Genomic DNA, 16,037 nt, shown 5'->3' with positions numbered 1-16,037 from the left:
CCCTACGATCACGACCTGATGAACCCACAGGTGCTCAGCGTCGCGTTCGTGACTGTCGCGCACCATCTGGCCGATCCCGAGCTCGCGCTCACGGCGGTCGATGGTGCAGCACTTCTCACGCACACCGTGCGGGGGCTGCTCGACACGCCAGGCATCAGCCTGGTGTTCGTCGCAGCCCCCGAGCGGTGTGCGAAGTCGTTTTCGGAGGCGGTGGACGGCCTCCCGTGCCGGGTCGTGCCCGCTGCCACGCTCCGGCAGGCGTTCGCCGCCGTCGAGCCGTCGCTTTCCCCGGACGCGGTCGTGCTGGTGCACGACGCGCTCCGCGCATTCACTCCACAACGGACGGTGCGTGACGTAGTGGACGCGGTCCGTGCCGGCGCGTCGATCGCGGTTCCGGTGCTGCCGATGTCGGACACGGTGAAAACCACCGACCCGGACGGCATCGTCACCGCCACGGTGGACCGCGACGGCCTCCGCACCGCGCAAACCCCCATCGGCTTCTCCCTGCCGGCGTTCCGCTCCGCGCTGGCCGCGTCCGCGAACCCCGGCCTCGCCGACACCGCAGGTGCCACCATCGTCCCCGGCGACCCGGACGCGATGCGCGTCTCGAGCGCCTTCGAGCTCACTCTCGCCGAAGCGCTCGTCGCAGGCGGAGACCGGGAGGATCCCCTGTGACCGATCTTCGGGTAGGCAACGGTGTCGATGTGCATCCGGTCGAGCCGGGCCGCGAATGCTGGATGGCCGGCCTGCGGTGGCCGGGCGTCGACGGCTGCGCCGGACATTCCGACGGAGACGTGGCCGCGCACGCGCTGTGCGACGCACTGCTCTCCGCCGCCGGCCTCGGCGACCTCGGCGCGGTGTTCGGCACCGGTGACCCCCGCATGGACGGCGCACACGGAGCGGACATGCTCGTCGAGACCCGCGGACTGATCGAGGCACAGGGCTGGCGGGTGTCCAACGCGACGGTGCAGATCGTCGGTAACCATCCGCGCGTCGGGAAGCGCCGCGACGAGGCACAGCGGGTGCTCAGCGAAGCGGTCGGCGGTCCGGTGAGCGTCGCTGGGACGACGTCGGACGGACTCGGGCTCACCGGCCGCGGAGAAGGCATCGCGGCTTTCGCGACCGCACTGCTGCTGCGCGACTGAGCGAGAACGACGGCATCGCGATCCTGGTACTCGAGGCGCCGCCGACAGTGGTCTGGGCCATTCGCGGAATGGTCCCGTTCGACGGATCGCAGTGATCCGGTGACCAAGGCCGTGCCGATTTTGCAGGTACGGCTGAACGTGACGCCGGAATTCATGGAGTTGTTCGCGCCGGCCGACTGAATTCTCTGGCAGGCCTCGGTTTCCCGGCGAGCGAGCAGTCAGCGGCCGGTGAGCCGGGCACCACAATGAGGCGGCGCTGCGCCCGGGATGCCCGATAGGGTGACACCGTGGCCATCAACGCGGTGTTGTTCGACTTTTCCGGCACTCTTTTCCGGCTCGAGCAGCGAGACGGCTGGCTGGACGAGGTCCAGGGCGAAGACGGCGAGACGCTCGACATCGAAGCCCAGACCGAGCTGATGCGGCGGATGACCGCGCCCGTGCAGCAGGCGGTCGAGCTGGACGAGGAACACCTCTACGCCTGGCACAACCGGGACCGCGACCCGGAGCTGCACCGAAAGGTGTACCTGGAGGTGCTGCGGCTGTCCGGCGTCCCGCACCGGCACCAGGCCGAAGCGCTGTACAAGGAGCTCGTCTCACCCGGCCAGTGGACGCCGTACCCGGACACCGAGGCCGCGCTGAAGGCGGTCGCGACCAGCGGGCGGAAGGCGGGCGTGCTGAGCAACATCGCGTTCGACATCCGGCCCGCGTTCAGCCAGCGCGGCTGGGACGCGCACGTCGCCGAGTTCGTGCTGTCGTTCGAGCTCGGCTTCGTGAAACCGGAGCCGGAGATCTTCCAAGCGGCGCTGGAGCGCCTCGGCGCGCGCGCCGAGGAGACGCTGATGGTCGGCGACAGCGAAGAGGCCGACGGTGCCGCCCGTGCCGTGGGCTGCGAGTTCGCTCTGGTGGACCCGGCGCCGACCGCGGAAAGGCCGGACGCGCTGCTCGGGGCGCTGCGGGCGCACGGCGTGCTCTGACGTCCTGCGGCGTCTCCCACAGTGAGCTAGGCGGGCCCCGGTACCCTTTACCTCGTGGCTTTGCACCTGTACGACACCGCGACCCGTGCCCCTCGGGAGTTCACTCCTGTCCGCAGCGGAACGGCGTCGATCTATGTGTGCGGGGCTACCGTGCAGGGCGCACCGCATATCGGGCACGTCCGCGGGATGCTGAACTACGACGTGCTGCGCCGCTGGCTGCTCCACAGTGGACTCGACGTGCTGCTGGTCCGCAACGTCACCGACATCGACGACAAGATCCTGGCCAAGGCCGCCGAAGCCGGCCGGCCGTGGTGGGAGTGGGCGGCGACGCACGAGCGGGCGTTCGAAAAGGCGTACGCCGACCTCGGCTGCCTCCCGCCCTCGGTCACGCCGCGCGCGACCGGGCACGTCACGCAGATGGTCCAGCTCATGGAGCGGCTGATCGAACGCGGTCACGCCTACGCGGCCGACGGCGACGTGTACTTCTCGGTGAAGTCCTTCCCGGAGTACGGCCGGCTTTCCGGCCAGCAGCTCGACGAGGTCCAGCAGGGCGAGACGCCCACCCGCGGCAAGCGCGACGCGCGCGACTTCACACTGTGGAAGAGCGCGAAGCCGGGTGAGCCGTCCTGGCCGACGCCGTGGGGCGACGGACGGCCGGGCTGGCACCTGGAGTGCTCGGCGATGGCGACGAACTACCTCGGTGCCGAGTTCGACATCCACGGTGGCGGCGTCGACCTGGTGTTCCCGCACCACGAGAACGAACGCGCGCAGTCGAACGCGGCCGGCGACGGGTTCGCCCGGTACTGGCTGCACAACGCGTGGGTGACGATGTCCGGCGAGAAGATGTCGAAGTCGCTGGGCAACACGCTTTCGATCCCGTCCATGCTGGAGCGCTACCGCGCGCCGGAGCTGCGCTACTACCTGGTGCAGCCGCACTACCGGTCCACCGTCGAGTACTCCGAGGGCGCGGTGTCCGAGGCCGCCCAGGGCTACCGGCGGATCGAGGCGTTCCTGCGCCGGGCGGCGACCGCCGGTCCGGTCGAGGTCGGCGAGGTCGCACCGGAGTTCGCCGCGGCGATGGACGACGACCTGGCCACCCCGGCCGCGTTCGCCGTGGTGCACAACACGGTCCGGGACGGTAACGCCGCGCTGGACAGCGGCGACACCCCGAAGGCGCTCGAATTGGCCGGCACGGTCCGCGGGATGACCGGTGCGCTCGGTCTCGACCCACTGGCACCGAGCTGGCCCGAAGCCGATTCGGACGCACCCGTCCGCGAGGCGCTGGGCACGCTCGTGGAAGCCCTGCTGGCCGAACGCCAGGAGGCCCGCGCGGCGAAGGACTTCGCCCGCGCGGACGCCGCCCGCGACCGGCTCGTCGAGGCCGGGATCGCGGTCGAAGACACCCCGAACGGTCCGCAGTGGACGGTCAGGAACTCCTGACTTCCGCGTGCGGCAGCAGAGATTGAGGACTCATGGCAGGCAACTCACAGCGTAAAGGTGCCATCCGCAAGACCGGCACCAAGAAGGGTGCCGTCGTCGGTTCGGGCGGTCAGCGGCGCAAGGCGCTCGAGGGCAAGGGCCCGACGCCGAAGGCCGAGGAGCGGCCCGGGCACAAGGCGTACCGCGCCGCGAACGCCGCCACCAAGCGCGACCAGGCCCGGCAGAAGAAGGCGGATCGGCCGGAGCTGATCGCCGGCCGCAACCCGGTGGTCGAGGCGCTGCGCGCGGACGTGCCGGGCACCGCGCTGTACGTCGCGCTGAACATCGACATCGACGACCGGGTCAACGAGGCCGTCCGGCTGGCCGGCGACAAGGGCATCTCGGTCCTGGAGATCCCGCGCGAGGAGCTGGACCGCAAGACCGGCCGCGCCATGCACCAGGGCCTCGGCCTGCAGGTGCCGCCGTTCGAATACGCGCACCCGGACGACCTGATGCAGGCCGCGCGGGATTCGGGCAGCACCCCGCTGTTCGTCGCACTCGACGGCGTCACCGACCCGCGCAACCTGGGCGCGGTGATCCGGTCCGCCGCGGCGTTCGGCGCGCAGGGCGTGCTGCTGCCGGAACGCCGCAGCGCCGGGATGACCGCGGTGGCGTGGCGCACGAGCGCGGGCACCGCGGCGAAGCTGCCGATCGCGGTCGCCACGAACCTCACCCGCCAGCTGCGCGCCTGGGCTTCGGACGGCCTGATGGTCGTCGGCCTGGACGCCGACGGCACGGTCGACATCGACTCCTTGGACCTCGCCGCGGACCCGCTGGTCATCGTGCTGGGCTCGGAAGGCCGCGGGCTGTCCCGGCTGGTCCGGGAGACCTGCGACGCCACCGTGTCGATCCCGATGGCGGCCGGCGTGGAATCGCTGAACGCCTCGGTGGCGGCCGGGGTGCTGCTGGCCGAGGTCGCCCGCCGGCGCCGGATCACCGGCCGCGCCTAGCCCGCCAGCTTCACCCGCGGACAGTCCTCGACCCGGGTCGCTGGGCACCCGAGCAGGGTGCCCGGCGCCGGGTCTGGCGGACCGAACGCCCCGTGGATCAGATGAGTTCGCGCAGCACGTCGCGAGACGGCGTCGCGGTCACGCCGAGGATTTTTTCCGTCTCCGAGTAGTCGACGACGAACGGGTTCCCCGGCTTGGTGAGCACCTCGTGCATCTCGCCCCAGAACGGATCGGTGAACGCGAGCAGCGTCAGGTCGCGCTCGCTCATCTCCTCCAGCCGGGGCGTCGGAGCGCCGGCCAGCTCAGCGAGCTCGCCGGCCAGCTCCCGGACCGACCGGGTAGCGGTCGGCACGTGCCAGGCGCGGCCGTACGCCGCCTCGTCGCGGCTCGCGGCGACCAGCGTGCGCGCGGTGTCGTCGATCGACGAATAGCTGTGCGGCACATCGAGTTCCTGCGGAACCAGCGCCAGCCGACCGGCCAGGACCTGCTGCTCGACCATGAAGCTGAACACCGAGAACGCGCCGGGACCGTAGAACTGGCCGGCCCGCACCTCGGTGGCCTTCACACCAGACGCCGCCGCGTCTTCCCACACCTTCGCCCGGACTCGGCCCTTCCGCCCGGTCGCCTTCAGCGAGAAGTCCGGTTTGAGCGGTCCGTCCACCGGTCCGTAGCCATAGAGATTGCCGAGCATGACGTATCGGACGCCGGTCCGGCGGACCGCTTCGAGCATCGACCCGGCCAGCGCGGGGAACTCCTCCGGCCACCGGTGATACGGCGGGACCGCGGTGGCGAACAGCGTGTCCGCGCCCTCGGCCAATTCGGCGAGCCGATCGGTGCCGGTCGCGTCCGCGGCGATCTTCTCGACAAGCGGGTGATCCGGTCCGCCTCCGGTACGGCTGATCATGCGCACCTTTTCGCCGTCCTCGGCGAGCAGCAATGCGGTTTTCGTCGCGGCGGCCCCGCGACCGACGATCACGTGAGTTTTCATGAAAACCACGGTGCCGCCGGACGGTTCTGTGCGACAGTGGCCGGAATGCCAGCAATCCGGAGGTTCTGGCCATGCATCGCGTAGTGGCGGTCGTCGTGCCGCCAGTGCTGAGTTTCGACGTATCGATCCCGCTGATGGTCTTCGCCAACATCGCGCAGTACTCGGTGCGGGTCTGCACCGCGGAACCCGGCCCGACCCCAACGGTCGGCGGACCGGACTTCGTCATCTCCGACGGTTTGGCCGCACTGAGCGAGGCGGACACCGTACTGGCCATCGGCAGCGGCGGCGGACTGGCTCCGCCCGCGGTCCTCGACGCGCTGCGAACCGCCGCCGCGTCCGGCACCCGGATCGCGTCCCTGTGCACCGGGGCTTTCGTGCTGGCGCAGGCCGGGTTGCTGGACGGCCGCCGCGCCACGACGCACTGGGGCCTGGCCGACGATCTCGCCGCTCGCTTCCCCGCCGTGCAGGTGCAGCCGGACCAGCTTTTCGTCGAAGACGACGGCATCTTCACCTCCGCCGGCGCGGCCGCCGCGATCGACCTGTGCCTGCACCTGGTCCGGCTCGACTACGGCGCGGCCGCCGCGAACACCGCCGCGCGACTGGCGGTCGTGCCACCGGTCCGGCCGGGCGGCCAGTCGCAGTTCATCGAGACACCGCTGCCGCCCGAACGCGGAACCTCGCTCGCGCCGACCCGGGCTTGGGCACTGGAACGGCTCGATCGGCCGCTCACCTTGGCGGACCTGGCGAAGCACGCCGCGACGAGCGTACGGACCCTGACCAGGCAGTTCCATGCGGAAACCGGGATGAGCCCGTTGCAATGGCTGCTGCACCAGCGAATCGACCGCGCACGGGAGCTGCTGGAGACGACGCGGTTGCCGATGGACCAGGTGGCGGAGAAAAGCGGCTTGGGGAGCGCGGACTCGCTGCGGAAACACCTAGTGGCGCGGCTGGGCGTGACGCCTACCGCTTATCGGGCCAACTTCACTCAGGTGTCAGCGAGGGCTTGAGGCACGCCTTTCCGCCGCCTGTCCGAGTGCCGATGCGGCTGCGTTCGATGCGGCCGGTGCCGGATCGCGCGGCGACCGGTAAAAACCCGGCAAATCTGGCACTTGCTGTGATGCGTCCGGCGATCCGCCGGGCATCGCCGCGCAGGGCCACCCGCTCGGGCTAAGGTCTCCTCCGGAACCGAGGGGGTCCGTCACCGATGTCGTTCGTTTCGCCGCTGTTCTTGTGGTACTTCATGCCCGCGGTGCTGGTCGCGGTTCTGGTGTGCCCGCGAAGCTGGCGCAACGGGATCGTCGCGGTCGCGAGTCTGCTCTTCTACACCATCGGTGCCGGGCCGTACCTGTTCCTGCTGCTGCTCTGCATGTCGGTGAATTTCCTCGCCGGGCCGGCACTGGAACCCAGTCCGTGGGACGTCCGGGGCACTCGCCGCAAGCGGATCCTGATCGGCGTCATCACGATGGACGTGCTGGTGCTCGTCATCTGGAAGTACGCCGGTTTCGCGACGCAGCAGATCGCTGCCGTCGCGCACTGGTTCGGCGGGGACATCGGCGTCGCGAACATAGTGGTGCCGATCGGCATTTCCTTCTACACCTTCCACCACATCTCCTACATGGTGGACATCTACCGCGGCGAGCGGCACGCGCTGCGCAACCCGGTGTCGTTCGCCGCCTACATCGCGATGTTCCCGCAGTTGGTCGCCGGGCCGATCGTGCGCTACCGCGAGATCGCCGACCAGCTGCCACAGCACCGATCGCACCGGCTGGACGACATCGCGGCCGGCTTCCCGCGATTCGCGCTGGGGTTGTGCAAGAAGTCGATCATCGCCGACTCGCTGAGCCCCATGGTCGAAGCCTGTTTCTCGACGCCGTCGAACCAGATGACGTTCACGACGGCCTGGCTCGGTGCCGTCGGCTACACGCTGCAGCTGTTCTTCGACTTCTCCGGCTATTCGGACATGGCGATCGGCCTCGGCCGGATGCTCGGCTTCCGGCTGCCGGAGAATTTCGCGCGCCCGTACTCGTCGGTGACGATCACCGAGTTCTGGCGGCGCTGGCACATGTCGCTGTCGCGCTGGTTCCGCGACTACGTGTACATCCCGCTCGGCGGCAACCGCGCCGGAGCCGGGAAGACGTACCGGAACCTGTGCATTGTCTTCGTGCTCACCGGCTTCTGGCACGGAGCGCAATGGACATTCCTGATCTGGGGTTGCTACCACGGTGCCCTTCTGGTGATCGAACGTCGCTTCCGCCTCGGCGACACCCCAGCCAGCCCGGTCGCCCGCATCGCCCGCCGCGTCCTGACCCTGATCCTGGTGATCTTCGGCTGGGTGTTCTTCCGGTCCGCCGACCTCGGCCACGCGCTGTCGATGATCGGCCACATGCTCATCCCGGACTTCGGCGGACTCGGCGACGTCGTCCAAAGCACCCTGACCAACCAGCGGCTGGTGATCCTGCTGCTCGCGCTGGCGGTGTTCGCCCTGCCGGCACATCCGGTGACCGGCCCGCTGCTGGAATCCTCACGCGGACGCCGCGCCACGGCATTGCGGATCGGCGTCATGACGGCCGGTTTGGTCTACGCGGCGATCCTGGTGGCTACCGGAACGTTCAGTCCCTTCTTGTACTACCAATTCTGATTGCTGGACCTGGCCGGCGGCCGGCCTGGACCGGCTCCGTTAGGCGTTGCCCGTTGTTCAGCAGGAGATCTCCATGACCGAGCCGTCTGAGCGGGCCGCGCCGCCGAACGTGATCCCGTACCCAGATACACATCCCGGTCCGCGGCGGCTGCTCACCATGGACATCACCCCGCTGCCCGGGCGGACCCAACTACCTGCCGATGCCGTTCGCATCGGTCATCCTGTACTCGAATTCAGCATCAGAACGGCTCGCAACCCGCTTCGACGCAGTCAGCAGCATGGGGTTCGCTGATCCCGCTGACCTAGCCGGGCGCGACCTGCGGACAACAGGCTGATTTATGTCGCACCCGTCTCGTACACTGAACGCGACGAATCGGCTACTGAGGGAGAAAACATGGCGTATCCCGGCATGCCCGGACCAGCCGGGGGACCGCAACTCAGCGGGCTACGGAGCGACGGCTCAGAGGAACCGGCGGCGCGTCTGCTCGCCTTGCTGATCGCGGGTGTGATCGGCTACTGCGAACTGGTCGTGATCTGGGCCTTGGCGGCCAGGATGATCAACGACTCGTGGCATGGCCGCAGCTTCATCAACCCCCTGCTGGCAGTGCTCGGCGTCCTGGCCGCGGTCGGAGCGGTTATGCTCGCACTGCGGCGGGTGCGAGCTGCGCGCATTCTCGTGGGATTCGCGATTCCACAGGCGTTGCTCGCAGCTGTCGCCTCCTCGGAATTGCTCCACCGGACGATCGACACCATCCGGGGCCAAGTGGGCGCGACTGCCATTCTCGCCGGACTGGTCGCGATCATGGTCTGGCTGCCGCCGGTGGCGAAGGTGCTGCCGGATGCGACTCCGCCGCGCCCCGCAACGGGCTACGGGCAGCCCGGATGGGCGGTGCCACCGGGATATCCAGGACACGCTTCGCAGATCGGCTACCCGGCATCGGGGTTCCCCGGCCAGGCCGGATATCCGGCGCAGCCGGGTGCACCGATTCCGCCCGGGCCGGCGAACCCGTTCCCGCAGAACGGCTATCCGGGGCAGGGAGCACCGGTACCGCCGGGCTACCCGCAAGCGCAGTCCGACGGGTACCCACCCGCTCAGTAGTGGCTCCCGCAGACGCGCGCCTCAGCGTTGGCCGTAGCCCTTGAGTTTCTCCACGACCTGCTCAATTTCCGCCGGTGGCAACAGCGTCGGAGTACCGGCGGAACGGGCCACCAGCCACAGTTGGCACACCCATTCCAATTGCTGGGCGCGGCTGTACGCGCTCGACAACGTATCGCCGTAGGTGATCGTGCCGTGGTTGGCGAGCAGGCAGCCGCGACGGGCGTCCAAGGCCTTGAGCATTGCGTCGGCCAGTTCGGTGGTGCCGTAGGTCGCGTACGGCGCTACTCGCGCGGTGGGTCCGATCGCCGCCAGCATGTAGTGGATCGGCGGGACTTCGGTGACCAAAGTGGACACTGCGGTGGCGTGGACTGAGTGGGTGTGCACCACGGCGTTGACCGGGACCTGGTCCGGGTCAACGGCGCGGGTGTAGACAGCCAGGTGCATCGGGAGTTCGCTCGTCGGCTTCAGGGTGCCGTCGGCGAGGGTGCCTTCTAGATCCACTACCGGAATGTCAGCGGGCGTCAGGTCCGCGTAGTCGACACCGGTCGGGGTCACGGCTACCAGGTCGCCAGCGCGGGCGGATACGTTGCCGGAGGTGCCCACGACCAAGCCGTCCGCGGTCAGGCGGCGGGCGTATTCGCAGACTGCTGCCCGTTCTTGCTCCAGAATCATCACAACCCCCAGAGTCCGCGTGCCGCGGCCAGCGAGGTCTGGTAGTCGGCGTAACCGCGCTCGTAGTGAGCCGCATTCTCGGGACGCGCCTCCACCGTGCGCGAGTTCGCGGCCCAGCGGTCCCGATCATAGGGCATGCCCAGCGCGGCAGCCGCCGTCAGCACCGCACCCCGCGCCCCGACGCCGGGGTCGCTGGGAATGACGACCGGACGGCCGAGCACATCGGCGAAAATGCGCAGCCACTCGGGCGAGCGCACCCCGCCGCCGCAGGCGTAAAGCTGGCCCGAGAGCCCGGCTGCTTCGAAGCAATGCCTTGCGGCGTAAGCGATCGACTCGCACAAGGCCCGTACGAGGTCGGCGCGGCCGGTTTCCAGGCTCAGGCCGGAGAACTGGGCTCGCGCACCGGCGTCGACGAACGGAGCGCGTTCTCCCGATACCGAAAGAAACGGCAACGCGCGGACGCCCCGAGCGCCTGGCTCGCTGCTCGCCAGCAGCGGATCGACCTGCTCGACGTCGATGCCGAGCACCGCACACGCCCAGTCAATGCCTGCGGTGCCGACCATCGCGGGCATGGCATGCAGGTACTCCGCCTCGTCCGGGGTGCAGAGGAACATGCCAGCCGGCTCCGCATCGGGGTCGAAGCTCGGATCATCGGTGAGCACCTGGCAGGCGAGGGTGGTCCCTGCGGTGAGAATGCCGTCTCCCGGCCGCCGCACCCCAGCGCCGATCGCGCTCGCCGGGAGATCGAACGGCCCGGCGGTGACCGGCAGTCCCACCGGCAGCCCGAGCAATTCCGCACCGCGACGGTCGAGCTGGAAGACCGACTTCGCCGGAGCCGGCTTCGCGAACAGCGACCGGCGATGTCCGAGGCCGCAGGCATCGATCGCCGCGTCGTCGTAGCCGCGGGTGACCGGGTTGAGAAACGGCAGCGAAGCGTCCGAAACGTCCACGGTGATCTCGCCGGTGAGCCGCTGCAGCACCGCGTCCACGCAGTAGCCGGCCACTGCGGCGCGGTCCAGCACCGCGGGTTCTTGGGTGTCCAAATAGGACATGATGGCCGCCGCGCAACCCGGGAACATCCCGGAACCGGTGCGGCGGAACACTTCCGCGGCCACCCCGTCGGCCTGCCATTGGGAGAGCACCGCGTTCGCCCGGCCGTCGAGCCAGGAGATGGCGGGGTGCACCGCCGCACCCGTCTCGTCGCGAAGCCAGAGCCCGTCGCCTTGTCCGGTCAACGCCAGCGCGGACACCGGTTCCGGCAGCGCGGCCGCCACCTCGCGAACCACCGTCGCGACCGTGCCGACGACCTGGTCGAGGTCCTGCTCGACCCGGCCGCCCGGAAGGTGGTGCACCTCCGAAGGCGTGCACGCGCTCGCGATCGAGCTGCCGTCGTCGTCGAACACCACGGCTTTGGTGAGCGACGTTCCGATGTCGACCCCGACGATCACGGCCGCCGCTCCAGTACCTCGGGATTCGCCAGATTCGCCAGCTGCTCGCCGCGCGCGTACCGGCCGACCTCGGCGGCGACGATCGCGGCCGCCCGCTCCGCCGTCTGCCGGCTCGCGCCAGCGAGATGCGGGGTCGCGATCACGTTCGGCGCGTCGCGCAGGGCCCAGTCGGCGGGTGGCGGCTCGACGTCGTAGACGTCCAGCGCGAGCGCGCCGAGCCGGCCGGAACGCAGGGCTTCGGGCAGCGGCGCGTAGTCGAGCAGGCCGCCGCGCGCGGTGTTCACCAGCACTGCGCCCGGTGGCAGCAGGTCGAGCTTGCTGGCGTCGATGAGGTGCCGGGTCTCCTCGGTGAGCCGCGCGTGCAGGCTGACGACCCGGCTCTGCCTGAGCAGTTCGTCGAGTTCGACCAGCTGCGCTCCGTCGGCCGCCACGGCGGCGCGGTCGGCGTACGGGTCGGCCACGAGGACGTTCGCGCCGAACGCGACGAGGACCTTGGTGACCCGGGAGCCGATCGCGCCGTAGCCGACGAGCCCGACCGTGGTGCCGGCCAGTTCGAGCCCAGCCTGGTCGTAGGCGTAGTAGTCGCCGCGCCAGGTGCCGGCGAGCAATTCCGCGGACGAGGTCGAGATCCGCCGCATCGCGGCGAGAATCATGCCGACCGCGAACTCGGCCGCCGCGCCGGCGTTGCGGCCCGGCGCGTAAGTGACCGCGACGCCGGCCTCGGTGGCCGCCGCGAGGTCGACGTTGACCGGCCCGCCGCGGCACACCGAGACGAGTTTGAGCTTCGGCGCGGCCGCGAACACCTGCTTGGTGAACGGGGCCATCTGCGTGACGACGGCCTCGGCGCCAGCGAGGGCTTCGATCACTTGCTCCTCGGTGCCGCTGGCCTCCAGCACGGTGCCGACCGGCCCGAACGGCTCAACCGGCCACGGCAGCGTGAGCTCGGCGACCTGGTGGTCGCCGCCGAGCTCCGCGCGGACGGCTCCGGCCAGCAGGCCGGGACTGACGAAGTGGTCTCCCGCAGCGAGAATGTGCAACTCTGCTCCCTCACTCGCTCTGTGCCGATTGTGCGCCACGACCGGCGCTCAGGTCAGTGGGCGTTCTCGTATTCGGTGATGTGCGCGACCTTGGTCGCGCTCGCCGACTCCGGGTCGAAGCGGTACCCGACCCACTCGGCCACGATCTTCTTCGCCACCTCGGGGCCGATCGCCCGCGCCCCGAAGGTGATCACCTGGCAGTCGTTCGATTTGATCGACCGCTCGGCGGAGTACGAGTCGTGCGCGACCGTCGCTCGCACGCCCGGAACCTTGTTCGCCGAGATCGCCATGCCGATCCCGGTACCGCAGACGAGGACGCCGCGGTCCGCTTCGCCGCGCGCGATCGCCTCCGCCGCGGCCAGGCCCAGCAGCGGATACGCCCGGTCGTCCGCCGCGTCGGGCACGCCAAGATCGGTCACTTCGGCGACGCGCTCGTCGGCCTGAAGCAGGTCGCGCAACTGGTTCTTCAGCTCGACCCCGGCGTTGTCCGCCGCCACCACGATGCGCATCAGTCCGCGCTCCTTTCCAACTCCTCGCCCACGGCCGTGACCAGCAGCGAGAACGACATCGCACCTGGATCCGGATGACCTTGGCTTCGTTGCGCGAGCCGTGCCGCGCGTCCCTTGGCCGGCCGCAGATGCGCGGTTTCCTTCGCGGCGGCGGCAGCGGCACTGGCCGCTTTCCGCCATGCCTGCGCTACTTCCGAACCGGCCTGCTCCCGCAGCGCGGCGCGGAACGGCTCGATCGCGTCGAGCATCGTCTTGTCACCCGGCTCGGCCTTGCCCAGCTCACAGAACGCGCGAACCGCCCTGTCGACCGCGTCGGCGAGCTGCGCCGTGGTGATCTCCCTGGCCGCTACGCCACGCAGGCTGGCACCGGTTTCCGCCAGCAGCACCCCGTACAGCGCACCGGAAGCACCGCCCGCGGCATCGGCGAATGCGGTGCCAGCGGCCAGCAACGCGCCAGCCACCGTGTCCGGCTCCCTTCGCGCCGCGGCGACTGCCGCGCGCATACCGCGCGTCATGCCGATGCCGTGGTCGCCGTCCGCCGCTACCGCATCGAGCCGCCCCAGCTCAGCTTCGTTCTCCTCGATGCGCCGCAGGCCCGCGGTGAGCACCCGGTCGACCAGGCTGGTTCCCGGTGCCTCTTCGGTCAGCAATTCGTCCACTGTGGACTCCAAGGCGACCGTCGTCAGCGCGGCCCCGCTGGTGCGGTAGCCGGGGGTGTCGCACGGCGCGGCGTACAGTTCGGCCAGTTCGTCGTCCAGCACCAGGATCGACAACGACACCCCGGCCATGTCGAGGGACGTGACGAACTCGCCGACCTCCGAATGCACCGGGCTGAGCCCGGCCTCCGCCAGCCGCTCGTGCGCCCGGGGGTAGGTGACGAACATTTCCTCGTACTTGGTGCGGCCCAGCCCGTTCAGCAGCAGGACGACCCGGCCGTCTCCGGGCGGCAGTTCCGGCAGCAGGCCGTCGACCAGTTCGTCGGCCAGCTCCGCGGCGGACAACCGGCCCACCGTCCGGACGCCCGGCTCGCCGTGAATGCCGAGACCGAGCTCCATTTCCTGCTCCGCCACGGTGAACAGCGGTGCGTCGGCACCGGGCAGCGTGCAGCCGCCGAACGCCACGCCGAACGTCCGCGTGCGCGCGTTCGCTTTCGCCGCGACCGCATGGACCTCGTCGAGGTCGTAGCCGCGCTCCGCGGCCGCACCCGCGATCTTGAACACCAGGAAGTCGCCCGCCACGCCGCGCCGCCGCTCCGGTTCGGTCGCCGGGCCGCTCGCGATGTCGTCGGTGACCAGGATGGTTCGGCTCTGGATGCCTTCCGCAGCCAGCCGACGGGCGGCGAGCCCGAAGTGGAGCACATCGCCCTGGTAGTTGCCGAACCCGAAGAGGACGCCCGCACCGTTGTCCGCTGCCCGCGCGGTGCGGTAGACCTGCTCCGCGCTCGGGCTGGTGAAGACGTCGCCGACGACCGCGCCGTCGGCGAGCCCGGGTCCGACGAGACCCGCGAACGCCGGGTAATGGCCGCAGCCGCCGCCGATCACAACCGCGACCTTGCCCGGATTCGCCGGTGCCGCGCGACGGACCACGCCGTACGCGTCGGGCACCTTCCGGACCGTGCGGCCGTATGCGGTGACGAACCCGTCCAGCCACTGCCGCTTGAACGTGTCCGCGGATCCCAAGGTCGTCATGGCTCAGTCCCTCGCCGCAACCGGTTCTCCGGCCAAGTAGGCCAGGAGCTTCACCCGGACGTCGTCATTGCTCTCGGCCACCGCGCTCGCCAGTTCCAGCGCGTCCGGCTTCGGCGGATACGTGGGGTTGGGCAGCGCGATCACGGTGAGCCCGGCCGCGGCCGCGGCCCGGATGCCATTGCTGGAGTCCTCCACCCCTAGGCATTCCCCGCCCGTTTTGCCGAGCCGGGCGGCCGCCTCCAGGTACACGTCCGGGCTCGGCTTGCCGCGTTCGACCTCGGCGCTGGAGACCGTCGCGGTGAACTCCGCGGCGAGCCGGTGCTTCTCAAGCACGGCGTCGATCACCCGGCGCGCGGCCGACGACGCCAGCGCGACCGGAACCCGCTCGCTGACCTCGCGCACCATCGCGTCCGCTCCCGGCAGCAAGGGCGCCTCCCCCGCTTCGATCGAGGCGATCATGCCGTCGACCACCGCGCGTTCCACCTCGTCCACCCGGTCCGGCACACCGCACCGGCGCGCGAGATAGGCGGCCCATTCGGGCGCGCTCATGCCCTGTACCGAAGCCGTGTCCTCCGCCGTCCACTCGACCTGGTGACGAGCGGCGAAAGCAACCCAGTTCTCCTCCCAGAGGTGTTCACTTTCCACCAGGACACCGTCGAGGTCGAACACCACCGCGTCGAGCGTCATCCACCAGATCCCTTCAGATCGCGAGCCCGCCTCACACGAGCAATGTTAAGTTAACATCGAGATTGAGAAGTTAGCAAGAGTGTTCACACCACGAGGAGAACGCGAGTGGGCGCACGGCTGCTACTGGCCAGGCACGGACAGACCGAATGGCACGCGGAAAACCGGTACGCGGGCACCAGCGAGGTAGCCCTGACCGCCGAGGGGATCCGCCAGGCCGACGCGCTGGCCGGGTACGCCTGCCGAGTGAAACCGGACGCGCTGTTCTGCTCCCCGCAGCACCGCGCTCTCCGCACGGTGGAACCGGCCGCCAAAGCGCTCGATCTGAGCCCGGAAATAATCGACGACCTGCGGGAAACCCATTTCGGAATCGCCGAGGGACGCACCCGCGACGAGGTGCGGCGATCTAACCCGGACGCGGTGGAGCAATTCCTCGCCGATCCGGTCGCCGGCGCGTTCCCCGGCGCGGACGATCCGGTCGCGGCCGCCGAGCGCGGTGCCGGCGCGATCCGGGCGATCGCCGCCGCGACCAGCGGAACCGCGCTGGTCGTCGCCCACAACACCCTGCTGCGGCTCACTCTCTGCCAGCTGCTCGGCATCCCGCTGGAGCGCTATCGCACCGTCTTCCCCCGGCTGGACAACGCCGCCGTCACCGAACTGGAGGTGAGCGGTGACCGAACCGCACTGGTGCGCTTCAACCTCCCGGTGGAACCGCGATAATCACGG

Annotated in this window: 16 protein-coding genes; 9 read left to right on the top strand and 7 right to left on the bottom strand. The window is 70.0% G+C overall.

The window, feature by feature from the left end:
- Positions 1-18 precede the first annotated feature (18 nt).
- From AMYBE_RS0136350 to rlmB, 5 genes are all read left to right on the top strand, one after another.
- The gene (locus AMYBE_RS0136350) at positions 19-675 is read left to right on the top strand and encodes an IspD/TarI family cytidylyltransferase (RefSeq protein WP_034287553.1); all 657 of its coding nucleotides are present in this window, start codon (positions 19-21) and stop codon (positions 673-675) included.
- Positions 672-1,145, top strand: coding sequence for a 2-C-methyl-D-erythritol 2,4-cyclodiphosphate synthase (gene ispF, locus AMYBE_RS0136345; protein ID WP_020664313.1), 474 nt, complete (start codon positions 672-674; stop codon positions 1,143-1,145). The genes AMYBE_RS0136350 and ispF overlap by 4 nt, the downstream gene beginning before the upstream one ends.
- Before the next feature lie 287 nt (positions 1,146-1,432).
- A complete protein-coding gene (locus AMYBE_RS0136335; protein WP_020664312.1) occupies positions 1,433-2,119 on the top strand; it encodes an HAD family hydrolase in 687 nt (228 codons plus the stop codon).
- Positions 2,120-2,173: 54 nt separating this feature from the next.
- The gene (gene cysS, locus AMYBE_RS0136330) at positions 2,174-3,559 is read left to right on the top strand and encodes a cysteine--tRNA ligase (protein WP_034287550.1); all 1,386 of its coding nucleotides are present in this window, start codon (positions 2,174-2,176) and stop codon (positions 3,557-3,559) included.
- Positions 3,560-3,591: 32 nt separating this feature from the next.
- The gene (rlmB, locus tag AMYBE_RS0136325) at positions 3,592-4,548 is read left to right on the top strand and encodes a 23S rRNA (guanosine(2251)-2'-O)-methyltransferase RlmB (RefSeq protein ID WP_020664310.1); all 957 of its coding nucleotides are present in this window, start codon (positions 3,592-3,594) and stop codon (positions 4,546-4,548) included.
- A 97-nt stretch (positions 4,549-4,645) separates the two neighbouring features.
- Here rlmB and AMYBE_RS0136320 read toward each other — a convergent pair whose 3' ends face one another.
- Positions 4,646-5,536, bottom strand: coding sequence for a Rossmann-fold NAD(P)-binding domain-containing protein (locus AMYBE_RS0136320; protein WP_211226892.1), 891 nt, complete (start codon positions 5,534-5,536; stop codon positions 4,646-4,648).
- Positions 5,537-5,607: 71 nt separating this feature from the next.
- Between AMYBE_RS0136320 and AMYBE_RS0136315 the strand changes: the two genes are divergently transcribed.
- The 3 genes from AMYBE_RS0136315 (at position 5,608) to AMYBE_RS0136305 (ending at position 9,273) form a co-directional block, all read left to right on the top strand.
- Positions 5,608-6,543 carry a GlxA family transcriptional regulator gene (locus AMYBE_RS0136315; protein WP_020664308.1) on the top strand — a complete coding sequence of 312 codons (936 nt, stop codon included), beginning with the start codon at positions 5,608-5,610 and terminating at the stop codon, positions 6,541-6,543.
- A gap of 197 nt (positions 6,544-6,740) precedes the next feature.
- Positions 6,741-8,174: an MBOAT family O-acyltransferase gene (locus AMYBE_RS0136310; RefSeq protein WP_020664307.1), complete on the top strand. Its 1,434-nt coding sequence runs from the start codon at positions 6,741-6,743 to the stop codon at positions 8,172-8,174.
- Positions 8,175-8,568: 394 nt separating this feature from the next.
- Complete coding sequence (locus AMYBE_RS0136305) at positions 8,569-9,273, top strand: YML083C domain-containing protein (RefSeq protein WP_154676401.1); 705 nt, start codon at positions 8,569-8,571, stop codon at positions 9,271-9,273.
- Positions 9,274-9,294: 21 nt separating this feature from the next.
- Here the strand turns inward: AMYBE_RS0136305 and AMYBE_RS0136300 are convergent, their stop codons facing one another.
- Genes AMYBE_RS0136300 through AMYBE_RS0136275 form a run of 6 tightly spaced genes read right to left on the bottom strand, consistent with a single transcriptional unit; the run spans position 9,295 to position 15,314 of the window.
- Complete coding sequence (locus tag AMYBE_RS0136300) at positions 9,295-9,945, bottom strand: class II aldolase/adducin family protein (protein ID WP_027928392.1); 651 nt, start codon at positions 9,943-9,945, stop codon at positions 9,295-9,297.
- On the bottom strand, positions 9,945-11,393 hold the full coding sequence (locus tag AMYBE_RS0136295; RefSeq protein WP_020664304.1) for an FGGY-family carbohydrate kinase: 1,449 nt from the start codon (positions 11,391-11,393) through the stop codon (positions 9,945-9,947). The genes AMYBE_RS0136300 and AMYBE_RS0136295 overlap by 1 nt, the downstream gene beginning before the upstream one ends.
- A complete protein-coding gene (locus tag AMYBE_RS0136290) occupies positions 11,390-12,430 on the bottom strand; it encodes a 2-hydroxyacid dehydrogenase (RefSeq protein ID WP_020664303.1) in 1,041 nt (346 codons plus the stop codon). Before AMYBE_RS0136290 ends, AMYBE_RS0136295 begins: the two co-directional genes overlap by 4 nt.
- 53 nt (positions 12,431-12,483) lie before the next feature.
- A complete protein-coding gene (locus AMYBE_RS0136285; RefSeq protein ID WP_020664302.1) occupies positions 12,484-12,939 on the bottom strand; it encodes a ribose-5-phosphate isomerase in 456 nt (151 codons plus the stop codon).
- Positions 12,939-14,627 carry a dihydroxyacetone kinase family protein gene (locus AMYBE_RS0136280; RefSeq protein WP_020664301.1) on the bottom strand — a complete coding sequence of 563 codons (1,689 nt, stop codon included), beginning with the start codon at positions 14,625-14,627 and terminating at the stop codon, positions 12,939-12,941. The genes AMYBE_RS0136285 and AMYBE_RS0136280 overlap by 1 nt, the downstream gene beginning before the upstream one ends.
- A gap of 3 nt (positions 14,628-14,630) precedes the next feature.
- On the bottom strand, positions 14,631-15,314 hold the full coding sequence (locus AMYBE_RS0136275; RefSeq protein WP_020664300.1) for an HAD family hydrolase: 684 nt from the start codon (positions 15,312-15,314) through the stop codon (positions 14,631-14,633).
- Between the two features lie 105 nt (positions 15,315-15,419).
- On the opposite strand from AMYBE_RS0136275, the gene AMYBE_RS0136270 reads away from it, so the two are divergent.
- A complete protein-coding gene (locus AMYBE_RS0136270; RefSeq protein WP_020664299.1) occupies positions 15,420-16,031 on the top strand; it encodes a histidine phosphatase family protein in 612 nt (203 codons plus the stop codon).
- Positions 16,032-16,037 lie beyond the last annotated feature (6 nt).

Origin of the sequence: Amycolatopsis benzoatilytica AK 16/65, assembly GCF_000383915.1 — a bacterium.
In the GTDB taxonomy this organism is placed as follows: Bacteria; Actinomycetota; Actinomycetes; order Mycobacteriales; family Pseudonocardiaceae; genus Amycolatopsis; species Amycolatopsis benzoatilytica.
Note: the sequence above shows the minus strand (reverse complement) of the source record. Positions and strands in the feature narration are given on the sequence as shown.

Coding starts and splice junctions, on each gene's coding strand:
- AMYBE_RS0136315 (WP_020664308.1), top strand. CDS start 5,608: ATGCATCGCGTAGTGGCGGTCGTCGTGCCGCCAGTGCTGAGTTTCGAC.
- AMYBE_RS0136280 (WP_020664301.1), bottom strand. CDS start 14,627: ATGACGACCTTGGGATCCGCGGACACGTTCAAGCGGCAGTGGCTGGAC.
- AMYBE_RS0136310 (WP_020664307.1), top strand. CDS start 6,741: ATGTCGTTCGTTTCGCCGCTGTTCTTGTGGTACTTCATGCCCGCGGTG.
- AMYBE_RS0136305 (WP_154676401.1), top strand. CDS start 8,569: ATGGCGTATCCCGGCATGCCCGGACCAGCCGGGGGACCGCAACTCAGC.
- AMYBE_RS0136320 (WP_211226892.1), bottom strand. CDS start 5,536: ATGAAAACTCACGTGATCGTCGGTCGCGGGGCCGCCGCGACGAAAACC.
- rlmB (WP_020664310.1), top strand. CDS start 3,592: ATGGCAGGCAACTCACAGCGTAAAGGTGCCATCCGCAAGACCGGCACC.
- AMYBE_RS0136300 (WP_027928392.1), bottom strand. CDS start 9,945: ATGATTCTGGAGCAAGAACGGGCAGCAGTCTGCGAATACGCCCGCCGC.
- AMYBE_RS0136275 (WP_020664300.1), bottom strand. CDS start 15,314: ATGACGCTCGACGCGGTGGTGTTCGACCTCGACGGTGTCCTGGTGGAA.
- AMYBE_RS0136285 (WP_020664302.1), bottom strand. CDS start 12,939: ATGCGCATCGTGGTGGCGGCGGACAACGCCGGGGTCGAGCTGAAGAAC.
- AMYBE_RS0136350 (WP_034287553.1), top strand. CDS start 19: ATGAACCCACAGGTGCTCAGCGTCGCGTTCGTGACTGTCGCGCACCAT.